18 protein-coding genes and 4 pseudogenes are annotated in these 25469 nt (G+C 75.5%); 12 read left to right on the forward strand and 10 right to left on the reverse strand.

Annotation, left to right across the window (positions count from 1 at the left end):
• Positions 1-186: 186 nt before the first annotated feature.
• From ACZ5GH_RS08390 to ACZ5GH_RS08400, 3 genes and pseudogenes are all read left to right on the forward strand, one after another.
• A pseudogene (locus ACZ5GH_RS08390) lies at positions 187-1140 on the forward strand (hydrolase); the annotation flags it as partial.
• Between the two features lie 219 nt (positions 1141-1359).
• The gene (locus ACZ5GH_RS08395; RefSeq protein WP_464333840.1) at positions 1360-3204 is read left to right on the forward strand and encodes a CocE/NonD family hydrolase; all 1845 of its coding nucleotides are present in this window, start codon (positions 1360-1362) and stop codon (positions 3202-3204) included.
• 71 nt (positions 3205-3275) lie between these two features.
• A complete protein-coding gene (locus ACZ5GH_RS08400) occupies positions 3276-3407 on the forward strand; it encodes a hypothetical protein (protein ID WP_387758125.1) in 132 nt (43 codons plus the stop codon).
• Here the strand turns inward: ACZ5GH_RS08400 and ACZ5GH_RS08405 are convergent.
• Together ACZ5GH_RS08405 and ACZ5GH_RS08410 are read right to left on the reverse strand one after the other, a co-directional pair.
• The gene (locus tag ACZ5GH_RS08405; protein WP_464333841.1) at positions 3374-4294 is read right to left on the reverse strand and encodes an aminoglycoside phosphotransferase family protein; all 921 of its coding nucleotides are present in this window, start codon (positions 4292-4294) and stop codon (positions 3374-3376) included. The two genes, ACZ5GH_RS08400 and ACZ5GH_RS08405, sit on opposite strands and share 34 nt — an antisense overlap.
• Positions 4295-4397: 103 nt before the next feature.
• On the reverse strand, positions 4398-5153 hold the full coding sequence (locus ACZ5GH_RS08410) for an SDR family NAD(P)-dependent oxidoreductase (RefSeq protein WP_464333842.1): 756 nt from the start codon (positions 5151-5153) through the stop codon (positions 4398-4400).
• A 68-nt stretch (positions 5154-5221) separates the two neighbouring features.
• Here ACZ5GH_RS08410 and ACZ5GH_RS08415 point away from each other — a divergent pair, with 68 nt between their 5' ends.
• Positions 5222-6121, forward strand: a complete 900-nt coding sequence (locus tag ACZ5GH_RS08415) for a LysR family transcriptional regulator (protein ID WP_387758121.1) — start codon at positions 5222-5224, stop codon at positions 6119-6121.
• Here the strand turns inward: ACZ5GH_RS08415 and ACZ5GH_RS08420 are convergent.
• Complete coding sequence (locus ACZ5GH_RS08420; protein WP_464333843.1) at positions 6097-6951, reverse strand: helix-turn-helix transcriptional regulator; 855 nt, start codon at positions 6949-6951, stop codon at positions 6097-6099. The two genes, ACZ5GH_RS08415 and ACZ5GH_RS08420, sit on opposite strands and share 25 nt — an antisense overlap.
• 103 nt (positions 6952-7054) lie before the next feature.
• Between ACZ5GH_RS08420 and ACZ5GH_RS08425 the strand changes: the two genes are divergently transcribed.
• Positions 7055-7798 (forward strand): SDR family NAD(P)-dependent oxidoreductase, encoded by a 744-nt coding sequence (locus ACZ5GH_RS08425; protein WP_387758118.1) that lies wholly within the window; start codon positions 7055-7057, stop codon positions 7796-7798.
• On the opposite strand, the gene ACZ5GH_RS08430 is transcribed toward ACZ5GH_RS08425, so the two are convergent.
• The 4 genes and pseudogenes from ACZ5GH_RS08430 to ACZ5GH_RS08445 form a co-directional block, all read right to left on the reverse strand.
• Positions 7786-8451: an HAD family hydrolase gene (locus ACZ5GH_RS08430; RefSeq protein WP_387758116.1), complete on the reverse strand. Its 666-nt coding sequence runs from the start codon at positions 8449-8451 to the stop codon at positions 7786-7788. The genes ACZ5GH_RS08425 and ACZ5GH_RS08430 overlap by 13 nt on opposite strands.
• Before the next feature lie 123 nt (positions 8452-8574).
• Positions 8575-9294, reverse strand: a pseudogene (locus ACZ5GH_RS08435) (Ig domain-containing protein); the annotation flags it as partial.
• Positions 9295-9507: 213 nt separating this feature from the next.
• Positions 9508-10257 (reverse strand): annotated as a pseudogene (locus ACZ5GH_RS08440) (trypsin-like peptidase domain-containing protein); the annotation flags it as partial.
• A 104-nt stretch (positions 10258-10361) separates the two neighbouring features.
• Positions 10362-11339, reverse strand: coding sequence for a hypothetical protein (locus ACZ5GH_RS08445; RefSeq protein ID WP_387758115.1), 978 nt, complete (start codon positions 11337-11339; stop codon positions 10362-10364).
• A 247-nt stretch (positions 11340-11586) separates the two neighbouring features.
• Between ACZ5GH_RS08445 and ACZ5GH_RS08450 the strand changes: the two genes are divergently transcribed.
• The gene (locus ACZ5GH_RS08450) at positions 11587-12708 is read left to right on the forward strand and encodes an alpha/beta hydrolase (protein WP_387758114.1); all 1122 of its coding nucleotides are present in this window, start codon (positions 11587-11589) and stop codon (positions 12706-12708) included.
• A 73-nt stretch (positions 12709-12781) separates the two neighbouring features.
• The gene (locus ACZ5GH_RS08455) at positions 12782-15196 is read left to right on the forward strand and encodes a glycosyltransferase family 39 protein (RefSeq protein ID WP_387758112.1); all 2415 of its coding nucleotides are present in this window, start codon (positions 12782-12784) and stop codon (positions 15194-15196) included.
• A gap of 65 nt (positions 15197-15261) precedes the next feature.
• Here ACZ5GH_RS08455 and ACZ5GH_RS08460 read toward each other — a convergent pair whose 3' ends face one another.
• Together ACZ5GH_RS08460 and ACZ5GH_RS08465 are read right to left on the reverse strand one after the other, a co-directional pair.
• Entirely contained in the window at positions 15262-16848 is a 1587-nt protein-coding gene (locus ACZ5GH_RS08460; RefSeq protein ID WP_464333844.1) for an alpha/beta hydrolase, read from the reverse strand.
• A 91-nt stretch (positions 16849-16939) separates the two neighbouring features.
• Positions 16940-17701, reverse strand: a complete 762-nt coding sequence (locus tag ACZ5GH_RS08465) for an HNH endonuclease family protein (protein ID WP_387758108.1) — start codon at positions 17699-17701, stop codon at positions 16940-16942.
• A 274-nt stretch (positions 17702-17975) separates the two neighbouring features.
• Between ACZ5GH_RS08465 and ACZ5GH_RS08470 the strand changes: the two genes are divergently transcribed.
• The 5 genes and pseudogenes from ACZ5GH_RS08470 (at position 17976) to ACZ5GH_RS08490 (ending at position 23140) form a co-directional block, all read left to right on the forward strand.
• Positions 17976-18617: a nucleotidyltransferase family protein gene (locus ACZ5GH_RS08470; RefSeq protein WP_464333845.1), complete on the forward strand. Its 642-nt coding sequence runs from the start codon at positions 17976-17978 to the stop codon at positions 18615-18617.
• A 174-nt stretch (positions 18618-18791) separates the two neighbouring features.
• On the forward strand, positions 18792-19640 hold the full coding sequence (locus tag ACZ5GH_RS08475; RefSeq protein WP_387758104.1) for a hypothetical protein: 849 nt from the start codon (positions 18792-18794) through the stop codon (positions 19638-19640).
• A gap of 227 nt (positions 19641-19867) precedes the next feature.
• Positions 19868-20710 carry a hypothetical protein gene (locus ACZ5GH_RS08480; protein WP_387758102.1) on the forward strand — a complete coding sequence of 281 codons (843 nt, stop codon included), beginning with the start codon at positions 19868-19870 and terminating at the stop codon, positions 20708-20710.
• A gap of 160 nt (positions 20711-20870) precedes the next feature.
• Entirely contained in the window at positions 20871-21854 is a 984-nt protein-coding gene (locus tag ACZ5GH_RS08485; protein ID WP_464333846.1) for a (2Fe-2S)-binding protein, read from the forward strand.
• 214 nt (positions 21855-22068) lie between these two features.
• Positions 22069-23140: pseudogene (locus ACZ5GH_RS08490) on the forward strand (DUF2637 domain-containing protein).
• A 50-nt stretch (positions 23141-23190) separates the two neighbouring features.
• On the opposite strand, the gene ACZ5GH_RS08495 reads toward ACZ5GH_RS08490, so the two are convergent.
• Positions 23191-25416 (reverse strand): ATP-binding SpoIIE family protein phosphatase, encoded by a 2226-nt coding sequence (locus ACZ5GH_RS08495; protein WP_387758096.1) that lies wholly within the window; start codon positions 25414-25416, stop codon positions 23191-23193.
• Between the last annotated feature and the right edge of the window lie 53 nt (positions 25417-25469).

The following is a 25469-nucleotide window of genomic DNA, read 5'->3' on the forward strand; positions in this document are numbered from 1 at the left end:
GTTGCAAGTCATGCGCAATTACGGATTCGTCTCCCCCGCCGCCACCCCCCTCCCGGAGATCGTCACGACCCGTGCAAGGCTTCGTAACCTTCCAGGGCTTTCACCACGGGCTCTACGCGCGGATACTTCCGTTCTACGCGCGAAACCTGAGCGCCGAACCCTCAACTCCCCACGGAGGAACGGCCCATGACGATCCGTATCCGAACCGCCGCGGCCCTGGCCGGCGCGGCGCTGCTCGCGGCCGGTCTCACCGCCCCCGCCACCGCCGCCCCCACCGCCACCGCTCCCGCCGCCACGGCCGCCGCGGTCAGCGCCACCCCGCACCGGGTGCTGTTCGACAACAGCAAGGCCGAGACCGCGGGCAACGCCGACTGGATCATCAGCACCAGCCAGCCCGACCCGCTGGCCCAGAACGCCGCCCCCACCATGGAGAAGAGCTGGACCGGCGCCCTGTCCGCCTGGGGCGTCGCCCTCCAGAAGACCGGCCAGTACAGCCTGAAGACCCTCCCGGCCGGCTCCACCATCAGCTACGGCACCGGTGCCGCGCTCGACCTCGCCAACTTCGACACCTTCGTGATCCCGGAGCCCAACATCCGGTTCAGCGCGAGCGAGAAGACCGCGATCATGAAGTTCGTGCAGAACGGCGGCGGGCTGTTCCTGATCTCCGACCACCTCAACAGCGACCGCAACAACGACGGCTGGGACTCCCCGAAGATCATCAACGACCTGCTGACCAGCAACGGGGTGAACAACAACGACCCCTTCGGCTTCTCGGTCGACCTGCTCAACATCTCCACCGACAACCCGCGCGCGACCAGCGACGCCACCGACCCCGTGCTGCACGGCACCTTCGGCACCGTCACCGGCTCGATCCTGCGCAGCGGCACCACCTTCACCCTCAAGCCCGCCGACAACCCGACGGTCAAGGGCCTGGTCTACCGGACCGGCTACAGCGGCAACACCGGCGCGTTCTTCGTCACCAGCACCTTCGGCTCCGGCCGGGTCGCGATCTGGGGCGACAGCTCCCCGGCCGACGACGGCACCGGCCAGTCCGGCAACACCCTCTTCAACGGCTGGGACGACCCGGCGGGCACCAACGCCGCGCTCGCCCTCAACGCCACCGCCTGGCTGAGCAAGGCCTGAGCCTGACCGGCCGTGCCCCCGCCGCGCGCCCCTCACCGCCCGCCGCTCGGCGGGAGGGGCGCGCCCGCCGGGAAGCCGCCCGTCGGGGAACCGCCCGCCGGGGAGCCCCGGCGGGGCCTCCGTTCACCAGGCGTTCACCAGGCCCCCTCATCAGGAAAAGGTCCGCTCCCTCCCCTACTGTCGGATTACCGACGCCCGGGACCGATGGGAGCGGCCATGCCGTCCTACCCCTTCCACACCACCCGCGAGGACCTGCGCATCCCGCTGCCCGACGGGACGCGGCTGGCCGCCCGGCTGTGGCGGCCGGTCGGCGACGAGCCCGGCCCCGCGGTGCTGGAGTACTCCGGCGGCCGCCTCACCGACCGGACCGCCGCCGAGGACGCCCGCCGCCACCCCTGGTTCGCGGGCCACGGCTACGCCGCCGTCCGGGTCGACACCCGCGGGCACGGCAACTCCGAGGGCGTCCCCGGCGAACCCGGCGGCGACCAGGAGCTGGCCGACGGCGCCGCCGTGATCGACTGGCTCGCCCGCCGCCCCTGGTGCAACGGCCGGCTCGGCCTGCTCGGCGTCGGCGCGGCCGGCACCACCGCCCTGCGGCTCGCCGCCCGGACCCCCGACACCGTCGGCGCCGTGGTCACCGCCTGCCCCGAGGGCGGCCACCGGCTCGGCGGGGCCGTGCTCGCCGCCGACCTGCACACCCGGCTCACCGCCCTGGTCGCCGACGCCGCCCTGCCGCCGGACCCGCGGCACGTCGGCGACGCCTGGCGGGCCGGCTGGCTGGCCCGGCTGGAGTCGCTGCGCCCGCCCGTCGAGGACTGGCTCGCGGCCGGCGAGAGCACCGTCCCGGTGTCCGTGCCCGCCCTCGCGGTGGCCGGCTGGGGCGACCCGTCCTGCTCCTTCGTGCTGCGGCTGCTCGCCGAGTCCCCCACCGCGCGCGCCCTGATCGGCCCCTGGCCGCACGGCCTGCCCGAGGACGCCCTGCCCGACGCCCTGCGCTGGTGGGACCACTGGCTGCGCGGCGCCGACACCGACGCCCTCAAGCAGCCCGCCCTGCGCAGCCGGCTCGGCGACCGCTGGACCGGCGACGAGGCCTGGCCCTCCCCCGACGTCCGGGAGATCCACTACGGCCTGGACGGGCCGCTGCGCGCCGCCGGCACCGCCTCCGACGAGCGGTACGTCCGGGTCCGCTCCCCCCAGCACACCGGCCTCAACGCCGGCGCGTACGTGCCGCACGGCCGCCCCGCCGACCTGCCGCCGGACCAGCGCGAGGAGGACGGCCGCTCGGTCTGCTTCGACTCCCAGCCGCTGCCCGAGCCGGTCGAGCTGCTCGGCACCCCGACCGTACGGCTGCGGCTGCGCGAGGACGGGGCGCCCGTCCAGGTCGCGGTACGGCTGTGCGCGGTCGGCCCGGACGGCACCTCGGAGCTGGTCACCCGGGGCGTCCTGGTCGCCGAGGGGCCCGACGCCGAGGTCGAGCTCGCGGCCTGCGCCCGGGCGGTCCCGGCCGGACACCGGCTGCGGCTGGCGCTCTCCTCGGTCTACTGGCCCTGGGTGTGGCCCCCGGCGGAGGACACCGGGTACGGCGTCGACCCGTCCCGCTCCGTGCTGAGCCTGCCGGTGCGCCACCTCGCCGCCGACGTCGGCGCCCCGCCGCTCACCTTCGAGGCCCCGGCGCTGCCCGATCCGCTCGACGTCCACCTCACCGAGCCGCTCACCGCCCGGCCCGAGCACCTCACCGTGCACGACATCGGCCGCCGCGAGTGGCGCACCGAGCTCTCCCCCGCCACCGACGGCACCCGCACCCACCCCGACGGCCTGGTCCGCGACGAGCACACCGTCACCGCCTACCGGGTGCTCACCGGCGCCCCGCTCAGCGCCCAGGCCCGCACCGACCACACCGTCCGGCTGGAGCGGCCCGACATCGGCTGGGACGTCACCGTCCAGACCCGCACCCAACTGCGCTGCGACGCCGGGCACTTCATCAGCGTCGTCCAGCTGCGGGCGCTGGAGGCGGGCTCCGTGGTGTTCGCCCGGGAGTGGCAGCACCGGGTGCCCCGGTAGCCGGACCGGGCACGGGCCGTTCGCGGTGTGACAACGCCCGTACCAGGAGCACGGGGCCGGGGAGGACGAGCGTGCTGGACGAGACGGTGTACCGGACCGAGGGCGTGCCGCCGCCGGACCGACTGGCATACTCCTTCGACACCGAGGGGTCCGACGCTCACCTGTTCCCCTACGAGTGGCGGCTGCCGGACGGGGAGGCGTGATCGGCCAGCACCTCGGCGACCACCCGGCGGGCGATGCCGGTCATCCTCCGGTCGCTGTCCCGGTAGTAGGCCACCTCCAACAGGGCGATGGACAGGGCCCAGCCGCGGGCCCGGCCCCACATCGCGTCGTCGGCGGCCACGGCCGTACGGAAGGCGGTGCGGGCGGCGGCGGGCAGGACGTACCAGGCGGGGATCAGGTCGACGGCCGGCTCCCCGAGGCCCGCGCAGCCGAAGTCGATGACGGCGCCCAGCCGGCCGTCCGGGTCCACCAGCAGGTTGCCGGGCTGGAGGTCGCCGTGGATCCAGACCGGCGGGCCGGCGGGTGCGGGCGCCCGCAGGGCGTGCTCCCAGGCGGCGGTCACGGCGGCGGCGTCGACCAGGTCGGGCACGGCCGCGACCGCCGTCCTGGTCGCGGCGTCGCGCTCGGCCAGCGACTCGCTGCGGTAGGCGGCGGGGGCGCCGGTCGGGTCGATCCGCCGGATGGCGGTCACGAAGGCCGCCAAGTCGGCTGCCAGCAGGAGCGGTTCGGCGATCCGTCCGGGGTCCGGGGTGGTGCCGTCGAGCCAGCGCAGCACCGACCAGGGCCAGGGGCAACCGTCCACCGGCCCGCCCACGGCCAGCGGGACGGGCACCGGGACCGGCAGCCGCGGGGCCAGGCGCCGCAGCCAGAGGTCCTCCTTGGCGATCTCCTCGACCACCCCGGGGATCCGCGGGACGCGCACCACCAGCTCCGGCCCCAGCCGGTACATCGCATTGCTGGTCCCGGCCGGCAGCACCGGCTCGACCGGCAGGCCGGCCCACTGCGGGAAGTGCTCGGCGACCATCCGGCCCACCAGCGCCTCGTCGATGTCCAGTTCGTCCGGGTGCAGCTTGCGGGAGGAGGCCATGGGGCCCGACCCTGCCACCGGACGGGCGGGCCCGGCAACCGGATTGGCGCCGGGCGCCCCGCCCTCGGGGCCCGCCTGGGCACCTTGGCCACCGGAGCGACCGCTACCAGGGCACCGCGTTCCCCTCGTGGTCCAGGAACCGCAGGCCGGGCCGGCCGCGGTGGCGCTCGATCGTCGCCACCACCCCGGGGACGCTCTGCTCCACGCTGAGTTCGGCGTCGGGCCCGCCGAGTTCGGTGCGCACCCAGCCCGGGTCCATCAGCAGCAGGGACCGCGCGCTGCCGGCCTGGCGGACGGCGTAGCAGCGCATCAGCTGGTTCAGCGCGGACTTGCTCGCCCGGTACAGGTCCTGCCCGCCCTCGGTGTTGAGGGAGACGCTCCCCTGGTCGGAGGACATCACACCGATGGTCCCGGCCGGCGCGACCAGCGGGCCCAGGGACTCCACGACCCGCATCGGGCTGAGCGCGTTGGTCACCATGACCTCGGTGAACATCTCCGTCGGCACCTCGCCGATCGGCAGGTCACCGCGGGTGACGGCGGCGTTGACGAAGAGCAGGTCCAGGGTGCGCCCGGCCAGCCGCTCGCGCAGGGCCGCAGTCTGCTCCGGGTCGGTCATCTCCAGGGACTCCACGGTCAGCCGTCCGCCGGCGGTCTCCGCGAGCTCGTGCAGGCCGGTGCGTTCGGCGCCCCGCACGGTGCCGATGACGTCCCAGCCGAGGCGGAGGTACTCGGCGGCGATCCCCAGGCCCAGGGTGCGCGAGGCGCCGATGACGAGGGCGGTCCCGGTGCGGCCGGCGTCGGCGCGGTCGGTGCGGTCGGTGCGGTCGGTGCGGTCGGTGCGGTCGGTGGTGTGGGTCATGGGTCGAGTCTCGGAGCGCCGGGAGCGGGCGTCCAATGCCCTTCCGGACGCGTTGATACCGTGCGGGCATGGATCTGGACCTGCGCAAGCTCCGCTACTTCGTCGCGGTGGCCGAACACCGGCAGTTCGGCCGGGCGGCGCAGGAGCTGTTCATCACCCAGCCGGTGCTCAGCCGGCAGATCCGTTCGTTCGAGCGGGAGTTGGGCTGCCGACTGTTCACCCGGACCACCCGCACCGTCGAACTGACCGAGGCCGGGCGGCAGTTGTACCAGGAGGCGGCGCTGATCGGCACGGTGGTCGGCACCGCCCTGCGCCGCGTCCGGGAGGCCGCGCGCGGCGAGCAGCGGCTGGTGGTCGCCTTCTCCCCCGGCCTGCACGTCTCGGAGGCGATCCGGGCGTTCACCGCGCGCCACCCGCAGGTCGCGGTGGACGTCCTGCCGCTGCGCTGGTGGGAGCAGGACGCCCCGCTGCGCGACGGCCGCGCGCACCTCGGGCTGCTGCGCCGGCCGTTCGACGACACCGGGCTGCGCACCGTCCCGGTCGGACAGGAGGCCAAGGTCGCCTGCCTGCCCGTCACCCACCCGCTGGCCGGCCGCACCGCCCTCACCACGGCCGACCTCGACGGCGAGCCGGTCCTCGACGCCCGGACGCGTCGGACCTCCTCGCTGGACGAGAAGTTCGAGCTGATCGCCTCCGGGCAGGGCATCGCGCTGGTCCCGGTGAGCGTCGCGGGCTCGTACTCCCGCCCCGGCCTGGTCTACCTGCCGGTCACCGACTCGCTGCCGGTCGGGATCTGCCTGGCGGTGCCGGAGGGCGACCGCCCGGGCCCGGTGGCGGCCTTCCTGGACATCGCCACCGCCACCCTGCGCCCGCCGCCCGGCGGGGCGCCCCTGGCGGACGGCCCCACGCCCGCCGCCACGCCCGTCCGGGCAGGCACCGCCGGTCAGCCCCGGACCGCGAGGTCCTGACCGCCCACCACCTTCAGCAGCCGCAGCGCCGAGTGCGAGGGCGTCCCGGGAGCCGCGGTGTAGAAGATCGTCCACTGGTCCCGGTGCGGGTCGTGCAGCGCCTCGCAGTCGAGGTCGAGCGGGCCGACCACCGGGTGGATGATCCGCTTCCTCGTCGAACGGTGGACCTCGACGTCCTGCCGTGCCCACAGCTCCCGGAACTCGGCACTGTGCGCGAGCAGCCGGTCGACCAGGGCGCGCAGCCCGCTGTCGGCGGGGTAGCGGGCGGTGGCGGAGCGCAGGTCGGCGACCGCCCCGCAGGCGAAGGCCGCGGCGCCTTCGGGATCGTGCAGGGCGCGGGCCACCGGGTCGGTGAAGAACCGCCAGACCAGGTTGCGGTCGGCCGGCGGCAGGGCGGAGAAGTCGCCGAGCAGCGCGGCCGCCATGGCGTTCCAGGCGAGCACCTCGCGGGTGGCGCTGCAGACCATGGCCGGGGTGTCGTCCAGGCGGTCGAGCAGGTGCAGGATGCCGGGCCGCACGTCCCGGACCGGTCCGGGCGGCGGCAGCGGCGACTCGCCCACCAGGTGGTGCAGGTGGGCGCGTTCGTCGTCGGACAGCCGCAGCGCCCGGCCGATCGCCCCGATCATCTGCCGGGACGGCCGCGGCCCCCGGCCCTGTTCGAGGCGGATGTAGTACTCCACTGACATGCCCGCGAGCTGCGCGACCTCCTGGCGGCGCAGGCCGGGAGTGCGCCGCCGCCCGCCGGCCGGCAGGCCGACGTCGGCCGGCTGGACGCGGGCGCGCCAGCGCCGCAGGAAGGCGGCCAGCTCCGCCCGGTCGACGTGTTCCACGCCGCCAGTCTGCCCCGACACCGGCCCCCGCCACCATGGGACCGCCGGTACCACCCTCGACAGGGCTCTCCCGGCCCCCGCCGCACCCGGCCAGGGTGGGGCCATGACCACTTCAGCGCAGCACCGCATCGCCCTGATCACCGGCGCCAACAAGGGCATCGGCCTCGCCACCGCCGGGGAGCTCGCCCGCGCCGGGCACACCGTGCTGATCGGCGCCCGTGACCCGGAGCGCGGCACGGCGGCCGCCGCCGCACTCACCGCCCGGGGCCTCGACGCCCGCTTCGTCCGCCTGGACGTGACCGACCCGGCGACCGCCGCCGCCGCGGCCGAGCTGATCGACGCCGAGTACGGCCGGCTGGACACGCTGGTCAACAACGCGGGCGTGGCCCGGGACTGGCAGCGGGCGCCGGAGGAGCTGCCCGTCGAGGCCGTGCGCGAGACGTACGAGACCAACGTGTTCGGCGTCGTCACCGTCACCAACGCGATGCTGCCGCTGCTGCGCAGGTCGCCGGCCGGGCTGATCGGCAACGTCTCCAGCCGCCTCGGCAGCTTCTCCTTCCTGGGCGACCCGCAGGACCCGATGTGGGAGCACGCGGCGCTGCTCGCCTACAACTCCTCCAAGGCCGCGCTCAACGCCGTCACCCTGGTGTACGCCCGGGTGCTGCGCGACTCCGGCATCAAGGTCAGCGCGCTGGAGCCGGGCTACTGCGCGACCGACCTCAACGAGCACAGCGGTCCCGCCAGTGCCGAGGAGGGCGGCCGCCGCATCGCCCGGCAGCTCGGCGAGGCGGCGGCCGGGGCGAGCGGGTCGTTCTTCCACCCGGAGGGCGGCACCTACCCCTGGTGAACCGCGCCGGCGGCGATCAGCCCGGGCAGGGCCCGCATGTCGTCGAAGACCACCGTGCCCGGCCCGGCCAGCCGCTCCGCCGCCGTGACGCCGCCCGCGTAGCCGAGCGCGCGCATCCCGGCGGCGCGGGCGGCCTCGACGCCGGGCCGGCTGTCCTCGACGACCACGCAGGCGGCCGGGTCGACGCCCATCGAGCGCGCGGCGTGCAGGAAGAGGTCGGGTGCGGGCTTGCCGCGCTCGACCTCGGTGGCGCTGAAGATCCGCCCGGCAAAGCGGTCGTACAGGCCGGTCCGGCCCAGGGTGTGGCGCATCTTCTCGTGCGTGCCGCTGGAGGCCACGCAGGTGGGCAGGGTGATCGCCGCCAGCGCCTCCGGCAGGCCGTTCACGGGGGTCAGCCCGGCGTCGACCTCCTCGGCGTGCAGCTCGACGAAGCGCTTGCTCCACACCGCCGCCGTGTCCCCGCCCAGCCGCTCGGCGACCGTCGCCCGGTTCACCGCCTCGGACCGCCCGACGAACCGCTCGATCGCCTCCGCGGCGGTCAACGGCCAGCCGTACTCCTCCCCCAGCCGCACCAGCACCCGGACGGCGATCACCTCGCTGTCCACCAGGACGCCGTCGCAGTCGAATATCACCAGCTCAATCGGCTTGATCATCCGCCCAGCATAGGGCGGCCCCGGCCCGTTCCGCCGACTTCCGGACGGTGTACGGGAGTCGGCGGCGGCAGAACCGGAAAGGCCCGGCGGTTACGGCCGCCGGGCCTTCGGGACGCTACCGGTTCAGCTGGTCTGGACGGCGGTGTCGTCGATCAGGAAGCTGGTCTGGAGCGAGGCGTCCTCGGTCCCGGCGAACTTCACGGTGACCGTCTGGCCCGCGTAGGCCGACAGGTCGAAGGTGCGCTGCTGGTAGCCGGCCGCGGCGTCCGCGTTGGAGTAGGTCTTCAGCGCGGTGCCGTTGACCGTCACGGTCAGCTTGTCGTACGCGGTGCTGCCCGACTCGGCGGTGTCGATGTGCAGCCAGAAGCTCAGCGTCGCCTTGCAGCCCGCCGGGATGCTCACGGTCTGCGACAGCGAGTCCGAGTGGGTGGAGCCGTAGCCGTTCAGCCACGCCTTCCAGGAACCGCCGTGGGCAGCCTGCGAGGAGCTGTTGTCCACCACGCCGCTCGACGCCGTCCACGGGGTCGCCGTGCCCGACTCGAAGCCCGCGTTGCCCAGCAGCTGGGCCGGCGTGCAGGTGCCGCCACCGCCGCCGGTCACCGCCCAGGTGAAGGAGGTCGAGGCCGACTTGCCCGCGGCGTCCGTCACGGTGACGGTCACGGTGGCGCTGCCCGCGGTGGAGGCGGTGCCGGTGATCACGCCGGTGGAGGAGTTGATCGACAGGCCGGCGGGCAGGCCGGTCGCGGCGTAGGACAGCGGGGCGGTGCCGCCGGAGGCGTTGATCTGGAGGTTGACCGCGCCGCCGACGGCGGTGGACTGGTTGCCCGGGTTGGTCACCGACACGGCGCCGCTGCCGGCCGGCTTGGTGAGCAGGCAGCCGGAGACGTTGAGGTCGATGACCCGGCTGGAGTTCAGGCAGGTGGTGAACCAGTACGTCTGCTCGCCGTAGCTCTGGCCCTTGTAGGCCTTGGTGGTGCCGTCGGCGGCCACCTCGCACGGGTTGTTGAGGGTGCACATGGCGCCGTCGTCGTTGCCGGTGTTGTTGATGCCGATGATCCGCCCGCTGGCGGAGTCGACGATCGGCGAGCCGGAGGTGCCGTGCGTGGTGTTGCAGCCGGAGCTGTAGCGCAGCGAGTCGTGCCAGGTCCACTCGTCCTCGCGCAGGGTCGGCACGAAGCCGTTGACCGAGCAGTTCCAGACCTGCTTCCAGTACGACGAGGGTATGTACATCGACGCGCCGTCGGTCGGGTGGGTGTCGCTGATGGTCAGCGCGGCGGCGCCGTACTTGGAGCTGATCGACCCGTAGGTGTCGGTGAGTTGGTAGAGCGCGACGTCGGTGCCGGTCATGGTCGCGTAGAGCAGCTTGTCGGCCTGGACGGTGCCCAGGCTGCCGCCGGAGGCGTTGAGCAGGGTGCCGCTGCGGCTGGCCGTGGTGTTCTGGATGACCTGCCCGGCCGCGGGCATGGTCGGCAGGCAGTGTCCGTTGGTGAGCATCATCGCCCGGTCGCCGGCCACCGAGGTGGGGTAACGGACCAGCGAGGCCGAGCAGTTGCTCAGGGCGATGGTGGACGTCAGGTCGGCCGCCTGGACGGCCTGCGCGGGGGCGGCCGCGAAGGCCAGGCCGCCCGCGACGACGGCACTCGTACCGGCCACCGCGACAAGTCTCTTGAACATGGCTCTCCTTGTGGGGGATCGCGGGGTGTACGACTGGTCGTCGACGCCCACGCCGCACGAAAGTGCCATGGTCACTTCAAAGCGGTCAACCACTCTGACCGAACTCGCACTGTCCGGGACGGGGCGTGCCATCCGACGGCAACGACCCGTCCCGGTATGCCCGTTACGGGCCGGCGCCGGGGAGCGGGACGGGGCTCCAGCCACAGCAACCGCGACGGCCGCGGCTGCGGCTGCGGCTACGGCTGCGGGAAGGCGTTCGGGTCCACGTCGCTGGTCTTGGCGTTGCCGTCGGCCACCGGCTGGAGGGTGATCTCCCAGGAGGTCGCGGTCCGCCCGGTCTCGAACGGGAAGGTGTCCTCGAACTTGGTGAAGTGGCAGTTCTGGGTGAAGGCCTTGGCGTCGGAGTCCCAGTCCGCGCCCCCGGAGACGAAGACCTCGTACGTCCCGTCCTCCACGCCCTCGACGTCGGCGTTCTGGCCCTTGCCCACGAACACCGAGTGCACGGCCTTGCCGTTCAGCGCGAGCGAGACCACCGCGTCCGTCCGGCCGCCGTTCTCGACCTTGAACACGCCCTCGCCGCGCAGCTTCCCCTTGCGGACCATGGTGCCGTTGTCCAGCGAGCGGGACTGCTGCTGGGGCAGCGGCGGGACGGCGAAGGTGGTCTGGTAGCCGGCCGCGGTCATCTTGGTGAGCGCCGCCGACACCGCCGCCAGGCCCTGGGAGCTGCCCAGTTCGGCCTCGGCCGAGCTCAGGGCGCAGACCTTGTGGGACGTGATGTCACTGCGGACCTTGCCCGCGTCGGTGGCGAGCGAGGACATCGCCGCCACCAGCTCGGTCTGCGCCGCCGTGGCCGCGGGCGGCTCGTCCGCCCTGCCCAGCGACTTGGCGGCGCCCTGGGCGCTGGTGACGATGCCGCCGAGCACGGTGTCGAGGTCGGCCACGCTCTTGGCGCCGGCCACCTGGGCGAGCGCGGTGGTGACCGGGTCGACGCTCGCGCTGAGCACCGGGCCGTACGGCACCCGGGTGGGCGTCGGCGTCGGCGTCGCGGTCGGCTTCGCGGCGGCCGACGAACCCGCCGCCCCCGCCGGCCCCGACGCGGCCGAGCCGCCCGCCGAACCACCGCCCCCGCCACCGGAACAGGCCGCCAGCACCAGCGCCGCGCCCACGGCCACACCGGCCTTCCCCACGAACCGCTCGGACCTCACGAACCTCATGCCCCACCCCCGGGAACCCGCCCTGCGCGCACACCGCGCAGCCGCACGGGCACACATGGTCCCGAGCCCGCACCACAGCGTCAACCCGATTCCCGGCCGTCACCCCGCCGGGTTACGGCTCGGGGGCGGTGCCCGCAGTCGGCCGGGTGGCCTTCATACCGTCCAGGCCGGCCCCACCGAGGCGATCAGCGGATCATCGGACGGGCCCGTCCAGGGAGCTCCCAGGTGGTCAACTACGATCGGGCCCGTGCTCAGTCTCACCGGACTCCCGCTCCAGATCATCGCCTCGGTCCTCGCGATCGCCGTCTTCGCCGCCACCATGTGGCTCTGGCCGCGGTTCGGCGGGAGGGGCTGGAAGGCCTGGCTGGGCCGGATCGGCGCGTTCCTGGCGACCCAGGTGTCGGTGCTCGCCGCGATGGGCCTGATCGCCAACAGCTACTTCGGCTTCTACAGCTCGTGGACCGACCTGCTCGGCACCAGCGGCGGCCTCGGCACGGTGGTCGACCACCAGCCCAACGCCTCCGGGGTGGCCGTCACCGGGGAGGAGAAGTTCTACTCCTCCCAGGGCTCGGACCCGGAGCGCTCCGGCCTGATCCAGAAGGTCGACGTCAGGGGAGCCGGCAGCGGTCTGACCACCGAGGCGTACGTCTACCTGCCGCCGCAGTACTTCCAGCCGGACTACGCCAAGCAGCGCTTCCCGATGGCCCTGGTGCTCACCGGCTACCCGGGCACCCCGGAGAAGCTGATCTCGCTGATGCAGTACCCGGCGTCCACGCTGAGCGCGATCGAGCAGAAGAAGCTGCCGCCGACCGTCCTGGTGATGACCCGCCCCACCCTGGTCGGCGACCGGGACACCGAGTGCGTGGACGTGCCGAACGGCCCCCAGGTGGAGACCTTCTTCACCTCCGACCTGCCCAAGGCCCTCGCCACCACCTACCGGATCGGCACCGACCCGGCCAACCGGGCGGTGATCGGCAACTCCACCGGCGGCTACTGCGCGCTCAAGTTCGCGCTGCGCAAGCCCGACTCCTACCGCGCGGCCGTCGCGCTCTCCGGCTACTACAGCGCCGCCCACGACCCGACCACCGGCGACCTGTTCGGCGGCAGCGCCCAGCTGAAGCAGGAGAACGACCTGCTGTGGCGGCTGAAGAACCAGCCCCCGGCCCCGGTCTCGCTGCTGCTGACCACCGCGTACGACGAGAACAACTACGACGAGACCAAGGCCATGGTCGCCGCCTTCAAGGCCCCCACCAAGATGTCCACCATCACCCTGGACACCGCCGGCCACAACTTCCACACCTGGACCCGGGAGATCCCGCCGGCCCTGGAGTGGCTCGGCCGACAGATCACCATGCCGCCGTCCGCGTGACGTCCGGCAGATCACACCCGCCTCACAGGTCCGTCTCACCGTTCTCTCAGTAGCGCCACCGACCGTATGGCGCATGACCACGAGCAGCTACTCCCCTCCGGCCGGCGAACCGTGGCCCGAGGCCGCGAACCACCCGCCGCCGGAGGTGCCGCGGCCGGGTCCGGCCCGGCCGGACCCGGCACCGCTCTTCCCCGAGCAGCCCCCGCCGCCCGCCGGCCCCGAGGGCCCGGCCTCCTGGTCCGGCCGGCTGCGCACCCTCCCGGCCCGCGCCTGGCGCGGTCGCGCGGACGACCCGCGCTGGGTGCGCCCGGCCCTGCTGGCGCTGCTGGCCGCGACCACCCTCCTCTACCTGTGGGGCCTGAGCGCCTCCGGCTGGGCCAACTCCTTCTACTCGGCCGCCGTCCAGGCCGGCTCCCAGAACTGGAAGGCGTTCTTCTTCGGCTCCTCGGACGCCGCGAACTTCATCACCGTCGACAAACCCCCGGCCGCGCTGTGGCCGATGGCGCTCTCGGCGCGGGTCTTCGGCCTCTCCTCCTGGTCGGTGCTGGTCCCGGAGGTGCTGATGGGCACGGCCACCGTCGGCGTGCTGTACGCGACGGTGCGTCGCCGGTTCTCCCCGCTCGGCGGCCTGTTGGCGGGCGCCGCGCTGGCGCTCACCCCGGTCGCGGCGCTGATGTTCCGCTTCAACAACCCGGACGCGCTGCTGGTGCTGCTGCTGACACTGGCCGCGTACGGGCTGGTGCGGGCGGTCGAGGCGGCGGGCACCCGGTGGCTGGTGTTCACCGGGGTGATGTTCGGCCTCGCCTTCCTCACCAAGACCCTGCAGGCCTTCCTGGTGCTGCCCGCCTTCGCGGTGGTCTACCTGGCCGTCGCGCCCACCGACCGGTGGCGGCGGGTGCGGCAGCTGCTGCTCGCGGGCGCGGCCATGGTGCTGGCCGGCGGCTGGTGGGTGGCGGTCGTCGAGCTGCTGCCCGCCTCGGCCCGCCCGTACGTCGGCGGCTCGCAGGACGACAGCTTCCTCTCGCTCACCTTCGGCTACAACGGCCTCGGCCGGCTCAACGGTGACGAGACCGGCAGCGTGGGCGGCGGCGGCCGGATGCCGGGCGGGCTCGACCTGCCGGGCGGGCTCGACCTGCCGAACGGCGCGGTGCCCGGCGGGGCGCCCGGCGGCGGGCGCGGCTGGGGGGAGACCGGACTGACCCGGATGTTCGGCACCGACATCGGCGGGCAGATCGCCTGGCTGCTGCCGGCCGCGCTGATCCTGCTGCTGGTCGGCCTCTGGGCGACCCGCCGCCACGCCCGCACCGACACCGCCCGCGCGGCGTTCCTGCTCTGGGGCGGCTGGCTGCTCTCCACCGCGCTGGTCTTCAGCTTCATGTCCGGGATCTTCCACCAGTACTACACGGTGGCCCTGGCCCCGGCCGTCGCGGCGCTGGTCGGCATGGGTGTGGACGGGCTGTGGCGGGCCCGGCACCGGCTGCCGTGGGCGCTGGTGCTGGCCGGGACGCTCGCGGTGACGGCGGTGTGGGCGTTCGTGCTGCTCGGCCGCAGCCCGGACTTCCTGCCGTGGCTGCGCTGGGCGGTGCTGGTCGGCGGGCTGGTGGCGGCGGCCGCGCTGGCCGCCGGGCCGCTGCTCGCCGGGTCGTCGGTCACCGGGCCGTCCGTCGGCGGGCCTTCGGACGCCGGGCCCTCCGCCACCGGCTCTGCCGGGGCCGCGGCCGGGCGGCTCTCCGGCCGGACCGGCGCGCGGATCGCCTCGGCGGCGGGCCTGCTGGGCCTGGCGGCGGCGCTCGGCGGCCCGGCGGCGTACGCGGTGGACACCGTGAACACCCCGCACACCGGCTCGATCGTGACCGCCGGGCCGGGCGTGGCCGGCGCGTTCGGGCCGGGCGGCGCGGGGCGCAAGGGCGGCAACGGCGCCAAGGGCTTCCCGGGCGGCGACGGCAGTGGCAACGGCCGCTGGTTCGGCCCGGGCGGCCAGGGCGGTCCGGCGGGCCAGGGCGGCCGGGACGGCCGGCAAGGCTTCCCGGGCGGCGGCACGGCCGGCGGTTCCGGCGGCGGGACGGCCGGCGGCCCGCCCCCCGGTGGCATGGGCGGTCTGCTCGACGGCCCCAAGGTGACCGACGAGGTCGCCGCCCTGCTCAAGGAGAACGCCGACCGCTACACCTGGGCGGCCGCCGCGATCGGCTCCCAGACCGCCGCCGGCTACCAACTCGCCACCGGCGAACCGGTGATGGCCCTCGGCGGCTTCAACGGCACCGACCCCTCACTGACCCTGGCCGGCTTCCAGAAGTACGTCCGGGAGGGCAAGGTGCACTGGTTCATCGGCGCGGGCGGCTCCCGACGCGGCTTCGGCGGCAGCGCGGGCGGCGGCGCGGCCGGGCAGCAGAACGAGTCCGCGCAGATCGAGTCCTGGGTGACCGCCCACTTCACCGCGAAGACCATCGGCTCGACCCCGTTCTACGACCTGACCGCCCCCACCTCCTGAGCCCGCACCCCCGAGGGGGCGTGCCGCGTTCGCGCGACACGCCCCCTTCCGCGCCCCCGGCCCGATCAGTCGGACGGGCAGTGGGTGCCCGCCGCCGGCAGCCGGTCGTCCACCAGGTAGGCGATCACCGCGTCCCGGACGCAGCCGCTCTTGTCGAACCCGGTGTGCCCGTCGCCGTCCCGGGTGAGCAGCACGCCGTGCTCCAGCCCGCCGGCGAGCCGCTGCGCCCAGGCGTACGGGGTGACCGGGTCGCCGGTGGAGCCGATCACCAGGAGCGGCGCGCTGCCCGGCGCCCGGACGGGCCGCGGCGGTTCGGGGGTGCGGAACGGCCAGGGGCGGCAGTCCGGGTCGAGCAGGGTGCCGACCGGGTCGTGTCCGCTGGTCAGCGGGGCGCGGGCAGCGAGTTCGGCGAGGGCCGGGCGCAGCTCCGCCTCGGTGGGCGGCGGCGGGCCGTCGGCGCAGGAGATGGCGGCGTACGCGTCGGCCGCGGTCCGGTAGCGGCCGTCCTCGCCGCGGCCGGCGGCGCCGTCGGCGAGGGCGAGCAGGCCGTCGGCCGCACCCCGGGTGACGGCCGGGTCGAGGGCCGCGCGCAGCCGGGGCCAGGAGCGGTGGCCGTCGGCGAGCACGTTCAGGGCGGCGTCCCAGCCGAGCGCGGCGGTGAGCGTACGGCCGCCGGCGGTGCGCAGCGGGCGGTCGCGCAGGCCGTCGAGGAAGCGGGCGAGGCGCTGCGGGGCGGCGGCCGGGTCGGCGCCGAGCGGGCAGGCCGTCCCGTCCTCGGTGGCGCAGGCGGCGGCGAAGGCCCGGAGTCCGGCCTCGGCGGCGGCGGCCTGTTCGATGCCGAGCCGGGCAGCGGGGGCGCTGTGGTCGACGGCGCCGTCGAGGACGAGCCGGCCGGTGCGCTCGGGGAACTCCTCGGCGTAGCGGGCGCCGAGGTGGGTGCCGTAGGAGTAGCCGAGGAAGTCCAGCCGGCGTTCGCCGAGGGCGCCGCGCAGCACGTCGAGGTCGCGGGCGGTGTCGCGGGTGCCGAGGTGCCCGAGCAGCTCGGCGTGCCGGGTGCGGCAGGCCTCGGCGAGGATCCGGGCGCGGTCGTGGGCCGGGTCGTCGGTGGCGTTCCACTGGTCGCGGGTGCGGTCGTCCAGGCAGTGGACGGGAGTGGTGTCGCCGGCGCCGCGCGGGTCGAAGCCGACCAGGTCGTACCGGTCGTGCAGCGGCCCCTGGTAGCCCTTCCATCCCCAACGGACCGTCTCCACACCGGAGTTTCCGGGGCCGCCGGGGTTGAGCAGCAGGGCGCCGAGCCGCCGCTTCCGGTCGGCGGCGGGCACCATGGCGAGGGCCACGTCGAGGGTGCGGCCGCCCGGGTCGGCGTAGTCCAGCGGGACCCTGAGGGTGGCGCAGCGCACCGCGGCCCGGTCCGGATCGGTGCCGTCGTCGCCGGGGCAGCGGTGCCAGTCGATCCGCTGGTCGTAGAGCGCGCGCAGGGCGGGGGCGGCGGTGGCGGCGACCCGCTCGTCCAGCGGCGGCCGGTCGGCCGGTCGGTCGGCCGGTCGGTCGGCGCCCGTGCAGCCGCCCGCCAGCGCGAGGGCGAGCGCGGCGGCGAGGGCGGGCACGGCGTGCCTGGGCGACCGGCGGTGCCGGGGAGTCTTCGGGGCCACTGCCCACGAATACCACCCGGCCCCGGACCGGGGCACACCGCACCCGCCTTCCCGGCCGGGCGTCAGCACTCCGCCGGAGGTCGGCGGTTCGTCAGCCGTCGCACTGCTGGAGCATGGCCTTCTTGTCGGCCTCGGTGACGGGAAGCTGGTACTTCAGCGAGACCTGGGCGAAGCGCACCGCGTACGCGCAGCGGATCTCGGTGTTGGCGGGGAGCCAGGCGGCCGGGCCGGAGTCGCCCTTGGAGGCGTTCTGCGAGCCGTCGGCGGGGATCAGGTTGAGCGGGTCGTTGGCGATCTGGACGCGCTTGGCCTTGTCCCACTTGGCGGCGCCCATCTGCCAGTCGTAGGAGAGCGGCATCACGTGGTCGATCTGGATCCTGGAGGCCTGCTGCTTGGTCCACTGGACGCTCTTGCCGGTGTACGGGTCCCAGATGGTCATCGCGGTGACCGTGCAGGCCGAGCCGTCCTTGTGCTCGACGGCGGTGCCGTCCCGGGCGAGCAGGTCGTTGCGGGTGTCGCACTTGTTGCCGCCGAACGGGACGCCCGCGACGTTGTCCGTCCAGGCGGGGCCGAACTCGTCGCGGTCGTAGCCGTCCTTGGTGCCGACGGCGGCGGTGGCGACCCTGGCGATGACGTCCCGGCCGGCCTTCCGGTCCTCGGGGGTGGTCAGCGGCGCCAGGCCGGGCTTGGTGCCATCCGGGTTCTGCAGCGGGCTGGTGCCCGCGGCGGCGGTGCCGCCGGGTCGGGGGTCGCTCGGCTGGTGGTCGCGGCCGCCGATCAGCCAGCCGACCAGCGCGAGCGCGCATATCAGGAACACGGTGGCGGCGGACAGCGTGGTGCGGCGGGCGGGCACGGAGGACTCCCGGGATCAGGATGGGTTGACGGCGAACCAGCAGATCAGCCGCCCTGGGGCAGGTCAAGGCGACGCCACGCGGCGCCCCGGGAGCATGTCGAAGCTCACACCCGCTCAGGTCCCGCGCCGTTGACCCCGGCCCGGCCGGGCCGGGCCCGCCCCGACGGCGGAACCGCCGGAGCAGCCGGACCGGCGGGGCACGGCCCCCGCGTACGGGGCGGCACTGCGGGTTCCCACCATGCGCGCCCCGGCCCCGACCGGGCACGCTGTCCCCATGCAGACCGCGCCGACACCCGCCGGACCCGCCCCCGGGCCCACCCCTGCCGCCGCCCCGGTCGCCGCCCTGGTGCTCGCCGCCGGGGGCGGGCGGCGCCTCGGCGGGCGGCCCAAGGCGCTGCTCCGGTACGGCGGGCGGCCGCTGGTGGAGCACGCGGTGGCGGTGGTCCGGGCCGGCGGCTGCGCGGACGTCACGGTAGTGCTGGGCGCGGAGGCCGGGCGGGTGCGGGCCACCGCGCACCTGCCGGGCTGCCGGCTGGTCGGCAATCCGGACTGGGCGCAGGGCATGGGCTCCTCGCTGCGGGTCGGCCTGGCCGCACTGCCGCCGCACGTCTCGGCGGCGCTGGTGATGCTGGTGGACACCCCGGGCGTCACCCCGGCCGCGGTGGCCCGGCTGCTGGCCGCCCACCGGGCCGGCGCCGGACTGGCCGCGGCGGCCTACGGCGGGCGGCGCGGGCACCCGGTGCTGATCGGCGCCCGGCACTTCGCCGAGGCGGCGGCGGGCGCCCGCGGCGACGCCGGGGCCCGCGCCCTGCTGGCGGCGCACGCGGCGGAGCTGGTGCTGGTCGAGTGCGCCGACGTCGCCGTCCCGGACGACCTCGACACCCCCGCCGACCTGGCCCGCTGGTCCGCCGGCTGAGCGTCCCGGCGCGGCCGGCCGAGCATCCCCCTCGGGAAGGATTCCGCCCCTACCAGAGCGGGCAGGATCCCCTGATCCGTCCCTGAGGATTGCCCCATTCCGCGTCCGGCGCCGGACATTTCGGGGAGCATGGGAGACGTCCCACCCACCCGACACCGACGGACGGAGCCCGCGATGGCCGGACTGCCCGACGACTTCACCGGACACGACCCCACGCGGCCGGGGCCGGGCGGTGGCGCCCGGGCGATCCGCTGCCCCGCCTGCCGCCGCGAGCACCTCTACGAACCGCCCTCCCTGCCCTGCCCGTGCGGGGCCTCGCTCAAGGTGCCGCTGCTGCGCGGCGGGGTGCCGGTGCAGGTCCGCTTCCGCTCCTGGGAGGACTCCTGGCTGAGCATGCGCTGCCCGCACTGCGGCCGCTCCGACCAGTGGCCGCAGCCCGAGTTCACCTGCAACTGCGGCGCCACCGTCCGGCTGCCGGTGGACCGCACCACCCGGCTGGGCACCGGCGCCGCCGCCCCGCTCGCCGCCCCCGGCCCGCACGCCGCCCGCCCGTACCCGGCCCACCCGGCGGGCGCGCCCGCCCCGGCCCCGCCCGCGCCGCCCTCGGCCGGCCGCTCCCGCCCGTTCCGCCACCGCGCGCCGTTCCGCCCGCACCCGGTGCGCACCTCCCAGGACGCGGTGTTCACCGCCGCCCGCTACCTGGAGTGGCTGGGTTTCGACGACCTGGAGCTGACCGAGGCCCAGGAGCGCGACGGGGTCACCCTGCTGGGCAGCCGGATGGTCGCCCAGGTGGACACCTGGACCGAGCCCGCCGACGTGAAGTCGGTCGAGTGCCTGTGGCTGCAGACCCTGCACGCCGAGGAGACGGCCGCCGCGATGTTCACCCTCGCGGGTTATTCGCACCAGGCCACCGTGCGCGGCGAACAGCTGCTGGTCGCCCTGTTCAGCCTGGACCTGGCGGGCGTGCCGCAGCCCGCGAACGGCGCCGCCGAGGCCCTGATGGAGACCGGCTGGACGTCCTGACCCACCGGGCGGCCCACCGGACCGCCCCGCTCCGCCTCCTCTAGATCATCCTTCTTCCAAAAGCAACAACCTTCGCTCGTGATCTGGTGCACAAGCTCACCCCCGTGTTGAATTGCCGCCACAGCGCGGGCCTTTCGCCCTGCCGTCGTCATGCGCACGGGTCGTGACGGCAGGGCCCCAGGGGCAGGTCCGCGCCCTTGCCGGATGGCGCACACAAGGAGGTGGCGTTGTCGGAGCACGGATGGGACCCGAGCGGGCCGGTCGGGCGGGGGAGGGCGGCAGCGGAGGAGCCGGGTGACACCGTGTGGCGGCTGAGGTCCCGGGGGTGCTGGCAGGAGGCCGCCGAACTGCTGCGACCGGCCGCCGAGCACGACCCGGACGCGGCCCTCGGACGAGCCGAACTCCTCATCGAACAGTGCCTGTTCACCGCCGCGAACTGGACCCAGGCGGAGCAGGCGCTACGTCTGGCGGAGGCGCTGGCCTCCGGCACCGAGCAGCGCGCGGCCGCCGCCTGCGCCCGCGGCTTCCTCGCGTACGTGGCGAGCGTGCTCGGCCCGCGGGACCGGCTGGACGAGGCGCAGGCCGCGCTCGGCCGCACCTCGGCCCTGCTGCCGCCGGACGCCCCGGGCCGCCCGCTGCTGGACTTCCGGCGCGGGCTGGTCGCCGAGAACCTGCTGCGCGACCGCAGCGCCGCCTGGATCGCCTACCGCCGGGCGCACGAGGGCGCCGGCGAGCGCGGGGACGAACTGCTGCGCTCGTACACCTGGCGGCACCTGGGCGCGCTGGCGCTCTCCCGCGGAGACCTCGGGAACGCCCGGGAGGGGTTCGACGCCTCGCTGCGGCTGCGCGAGCAACTCGGCTTCACGGTGGGAGTGGCGCCGGCGCTCGCGGCGCTCGCCGAGGTGTCCGAGCCGCCCGAGGCCGCGCGACTGCGGGCCGAGGCCAGCCGGCTGGTGGCCGCCCTGGGCGGGGTGCCGGTCTGGCTCGCGCGGCAGCTGGGCGCCGTCCGCACGCCGGGGCCTCCCCCGGACGGGCGCATCGTGAGCGAGACCGGGGGCGGCATCAGCTAAGGTGAGGCTAACCTGGCCGGGGAGAGCAGTACCTCGGCCAGGTCGCCTTGCCGTTCCCCGGGCACCGCCATGCCCCGGTCCGGCCGCGTCCGGCGCCGCCGCTGCACCGGGCCCCGCCGGGCGGACCATGGGCGCCCCGGTCGACCCGATGGGGCTGCCCATGACCGTGAGCAGCGCCCGGCCCGGCCCCCGGCCGCGCGCCCCCCGCACCACCGCGGCGCGCACCCCCGGCCCCACCACCCCGGGCGCCCCCTCGTACCACCGGCTGTCCGGGCTCACCCCCGTCCTCACGGTGCGCTGCGCCCCACCCCGGCGCGGCGACGGCTGGCTGCCCGCCGCCGACCTCGCCACCCGCCCCGAGGCGGTGCGCGAGCTGATCGCCCACGACGCCCGGCAGGGCCTCGCCCGCTACGGGCAGCCGCTGCGCCCGGACGTCGCGGCCGGCTTCGGGCTGCACCGCTTCGTCTGGCCGGTCTCGCTGCTGTTCACGCTGCCGTGGTTCCTGGAGCGGCGGGTCCCGCTGCCGGCCCTCGGGGACGTCGCGCTGCGCCGGCGTCCGGAGGGGGTCGAACTGACGGTCCGCCCGGCGGGGTTCGCCTGTCTGCCGGACGACCCGGCGGCGGGGTCGGCAGCCGGCCCGCCGGTCGGCTCGGCGGCGGGGTCGGCGGACGGCTTGGCGGACGGCTTGGCGATCGGCCCGGGGCAGGCCCGGACGGTGGCGGACGAGCGGGCGCTGGCCGCCGCCCTGCGGTCCGCGCTGGGGGCCTTCCTGGCCCCGGTGCTCACCGCCTTCGGCCCGGAGGCCCGGCGCGGGCCCCGGGTGCTGTGGGCGATGGCCACCGACGCGGTGGTGGAGGGGCTCTGGTACGCGGCCGGGCTGCTCGGGGAGCAGGAGCGGGCGCGCACCGAACTGTCCGCGCTGCTGGCGCCCGGCGAGCCCCTCGACCCCGCGCACCCGCCCGGCACGGGCGCCCGCCCCGCGCTGGCCCCGGCCCCCTTCACCCCGGGCGCCGGTTTCGCGCCCCCGGCACCCGGGGACGGCGGCGCTCCGGGCACGGAGCGGTCCCGGGCCAGTTGCTGCCTCGTCTACACCGCGGATCCGCGGGAGATGTGCGCCGGCTGCCCGCGCGTCACGCGACGTTGACGAATATCCGTCCGAGGGCAGGTCCGAAAAGCCTGGGATTGCGGGAAGAATCCACATCAAATTCATATGACAATGCGATGGTAGCCGGGTCAGAAATCCCTCTCCTCAGCGCATTGACGGAGAATCAGCCGTTCCCCCGTCGAGCATCCGCCATGATGGTCCCCGCCGTCAGGACGCAGGAGAGCGACGCAGGAAAGCGAGGCCGATTCCGGCGATGAAATTGTCCGACATACCGCTCGGATGGGCGATCACCGTGGTCGTGGGGCTGCTGGTCAGCGCGCTCCTGGTGGCCCTGCTCCGCAGCCGGGGATCCACTCCCGCCACCACCGGCACGGATTCCTGGGAGCGCTCCGAGGAACGGCGCCGCCGCAAGGAATCCCTGTACGGCGGCGCGTCCTACACCCTGCTGTTCTGCTGCGCCGGCGTCGCGGCCGCCCTCTCCTTCCACGGCCTGGTCGGCTTCGGGGTGCAGAACCTGGGCCTGTCCGGCGGCTGGGAGTACCTCGTCCCGTTCGGACTCGACGGCGCCGCGATGTTCTGCTCGGTGCTCGCCGTCCGCGAGGCCAGCCACGGCGACGCGGCGTTCGGCTCCCGGCTGCTGGTCTGGCTCTTCGCCGGCGCCTCGGCCTGGTTCAACTGGGTGCACCCCCCGCGCGGCCTGACCCACGCCGGCGCCCCGCAGTTCTTCTCCGGCATGTCGATCTCGGCGGCGATCCTGTTCGACCGGGCGCTGAAGCAGACCCGCCGGGCCGCACTGCGCGAGCAGGGCCTGGTGCCGCGTCCGCTGCCGCAGATCCGCGTCGTCCGCTGGCTGCGCGCCCCGCGCGAGACCTACGCGGCCTGGTCGCTGATGCTGCTGGAGGGGGTGCGCAGCCTGGACGAGGCGGTCGAGGAGGTGCGCGAGGAGAAGCGGGAGCGGGCCGTCGAGAAGCAGCGCCGCAAGCTGGCCGGGCGCCGGGAGCGGGCCGAGATCCGGGCGATCAACCGCTCCCACAGCGCCTGGCGGCGCGGCTCGGCAGCTGACCTCCGGACCGGAGCCCGCGACGGGCGCCGGAGCGGCACCTCCCGGAACGGAACGGGTGGTCGCGGAACGGGCCGGGGCGGAGCGGGCCGGGGCGGAGCGGGTCCCGACCGCACCGGCCGAGGACGCGGTCGTCCAGCCGGGCCAGCCGACCCGTCCGGAGCGGCGCACCGTCGACCTCACCACCGAGGACGACACCGTCACGCTGCCCCGGCTGGACTCGCTGGAGCGCAAACTGAAGGACCTGGAGCAGCAGTTCGGCTGACCGCCCGGGCCCGGGCGGCACGCCGGTGCCGCGGGGGTCCGGACGGGGGATCAGGCCGCGGCCGCCGCCAGTCCGCTGAGCTCGAACCACATCCGCTTGCCGGAGCCGCGCGGCTCCACGCCCCAGGAGTCCGCGAGCGCCTCCACCAGCATCAGCCCGCGCCCGGAGGAGGCCTGCTCCCCCGGCGTCCGGCGGGTCGGCCAGAGGTCCGACTCGTCCTCCACCTCGACCCGCAGCCGGGCCCGGCCGCCGTCCGCCTCCGGTTCCCGGTAGAGCCGGGCGGTGAACATGGCGTCCCGGTCGGTGTGCCGGATGGCGTTGGTGACCAGCTCGGAGGAGAGCAGTTCGGCGGTGTCGATGAACTCGGCCACGCCCCAGCGGCGCAGCGCGTCGCGCAGCTCGGCCCGGACCTCGGCGACCCGCGCCAGGTCGGCCTGCCCGATCCGGCGGCGCAGTTGCTGGGCGGCCAGACCGCCGGCCGGGCCGTCCCAGCGCAGGAGCAGCAGCGCTATGTCGTCCTCGCGCTCGCCGGAGTCGGCGGCCTGGGAGGAGATCCGGTCGGCCAACTCCTCCAGCGGGTCGCGGGCGGCCTCCGCCGCGTCCGGCAGCGGGCGGGCGAGCACCCGGGTGAGCCGGGCGACGCCCTCGTCCAGGTCCATGCCGCGCGCCTCGACCAGGCCGTCGGTGCAGAGCAGCACGGTCTCGCCCGGGTCCAGGCTGAACCGGGTGACCCGGTACTCCTGGTCCGGGTCGATGCCCAGCGGCAGCCCGCCGGCCACCGGCACCACGGCGGCGGTGCCGTCCGCGCGGCGCACCACCGGGTCGAGGTGGCCGGCCCGGACGGCGTAGACCACGCCGTAGTCCACGTTGACCTCGGCGTAGGTGCAGGTCGCGAAGTGGTCGGTGTCCAGGTCCGCGAGGAAGCGGGAGGCGCGGGCCATCACGGCGGCGGGCGGGTGGCCCTCGGCCGCGTAGGCGCGCAGCGCGATCCGCAGCTGGCCCATGATCCCGGCGGCGTGCACGTCGTGGCCCTGGACGTCGCCGATCACCAGGCCGACGTGCCCGCCGGGCAGCGGCACCACGTCGTACCAGTCACCGCCGATCTGGAGGCCGGAGCCGGCCGCGATGTAGCGCACGGCGGTGCTGACGCCCGGGATGGACGGGACGGTGCGCGGCAGCATCACCCGCTGGAGGCCGGCCGCGAGCTCGTGCTCGGCGTCGTGCAGCCGGGCCCGGGCCAGCGACTGGGCGACCAGCCCGCCCAGGGTGGACAGCAGGGTGCGCTCGTCCGCGTCCAGCTCGCGCTCGTCGTCGAAGCTGACCACGCAGACGCCGATCGCCCGACCGCTGGCCACCAGCGGCAGGTACGCCCAGGAGCTGCGGCCGGTGCGGCTGGTCGGCTCCCACACCTCCGGGTAGCCCTCGCGGAACTCCTCGCGGGTGGAGACGAAGACCGGCGCGCGGTGGCGCAGCGCCTCGGCGGCCGGGTGGCCGGCCGGCAGCACGGTGCGGTCCCAGACCGCCAGCGAGTCGGCGCGGTAGCCGGAGGCGCCGAGGATCTGCGCCCGTCCGGCCTCGAAGGAGGCCAGCACCAGGCCGTCCGGGGGCAGCCCGGGCAGCGGCAGCTCGGTGAACACCCGGGCCACGTCACGCACAGTGACGGCTTCGGAGAGGGCGCGCGCCGCCTCCTTGATGAACCGGGAGCGCTCCTCGCGCAGCAGGGCCATCCGGTCGGCGTGGTCGCGCTTGTGCAGCTCGACGGTGGCGTCCCAGACGAAGCCGACCATCCGGGAGGCCCGGCCGAAGGCGTCGGCGAGCACCCGGCCGCGGAAGCGCACCGCGCGCATGCCGCCCTTCGCCCCGACCGTGCGGTAGTAGGCGCCGCACTGGCCCAGCTCGGCCACCGCGCGCTCGACCCGGCGGCGCACCACGGGCGCGTCCTCGGGGTGCAGCAGGGACAGGAAGGAGGCGGCGGTGCGGTCGAAGCGGCCGTGCTCCAGGGCGTCCAGTCCGACGATGGCGCAGGCCCGCTGGTCGCCCTCCAGGACGTCGCGGCGGATGTCCCAGTCGAAGGAGCCGATGCCGTTGGCGGCCATCGCGGGCTCCAGCCAGTCCGGCATGGTGTCCGCGGAGGACGGCGGCAGCCCGCCCGACAGCACGGGCGCCAGCCGGGCGGCGGCGAGGCTCGGGGACGGGCGCACCACGGAGCCGCGGCGCGAGGGCTGGGCGGGCGGGCGGGCCCGGCCGGTGCCGGTGGGGCCGGGCTGCTCGGCCACGCGCGGCTCCACGGTCCGGGAGGCCGTGGTCCGGGGGGCCACGGTTCGCGGCT

It is taken from the genome of Kitasatospora sp. Xyl93 (genome assembly GCF_055383135.1).

What these genes read in the sequence shown, in the direction of transcription:
- ACZ5GH_RS08395 (WP_464333840.1), top strand. Translation starts at nt 1,360, where the DNA reads ATGCCGTCCTACCCCTTCCACACCACCCGCGAGGACCTGCGCATCCCG.
- ACZ5GH_RS08405 (WP_464333841.1), bottom strand. Translation starts at nt 4,294, where the DNA reads ATGGCCTCCTCCCGCAAGCTGCACCCGGACGAACTGGACATCGACGAG.
- ACZ5GH_RS08410 (WP_464333842.1), bottom strand. Translation starts at nt 5,153, where the DNA reads ATGACCCACACCACCGACCGCACCGACCGCACCGACCGCACCGACCGC.
- ACZ5GH_RS08430 (WP_387758116.1), bottom strand. Translation starts at nt 8,451, where the DNA reads ATGATCAAGCCGATTGAGCTGGTGATATTCGACTGCGACGGCGTCCTG.
- ACZ5GH_RS08470 (WP_464333845.1), top strand. Translation starts at nt 17,976, where the DNA reads ATGCAGACCGCGCCGACACCCGCCGGACCCGCCCCCGGGCCCACCCCT.
- ACZ5GH_RS08415 (WP_387758121.1), top strand. Translation starts at nt 5,222, where the DNA reads ATGGATCTGGACCTGCGCAAGCTCCGCTACTTCGTCGCGGTGGCCGAA.
- ACZ5GH_RS08425 (WP_387758118.1), top strand. Translation starts at nt 7,055, where the DNA reads ATGACCACTTCAGCGCAGCACCGCATCGCCCTGATCACCGGCGCCAAC.
- ACZ5GH_RS08485 (WP_464333846.1), top strand. Translation starts at nt 20,871, where the DNA reads ATGACCGTGAGCAGCGCCCGGCCCGGCCCCCGGCCGCGCGCCCCCCGC.
- ACZ5GH_RS08455 (WP_387758112.1), top strand. Translation starts at nt 12,782, where the DNA reads ATGACCACGAGCAGCTACTCCCCTCCGGCCGGCGAACCGTGGCCCGAG.
- ACZ5GH_RS08475 (WP_387758104.1), top strand. Translation starts at nt 18,792, where the DNA reads ATGGCCGGACTGCCCGACGACTTCACCGGACACGACCCCACGCGGCCG.
- ACZ5GH_RS08445 (WP_387758115.1), bottom strand. Translation starts at nt 11,339, where the DNA reads ATGAGGTTCGTGAGGTCCGAGCGGTTCGTGGGGAAGGCCGGTGTGGCC.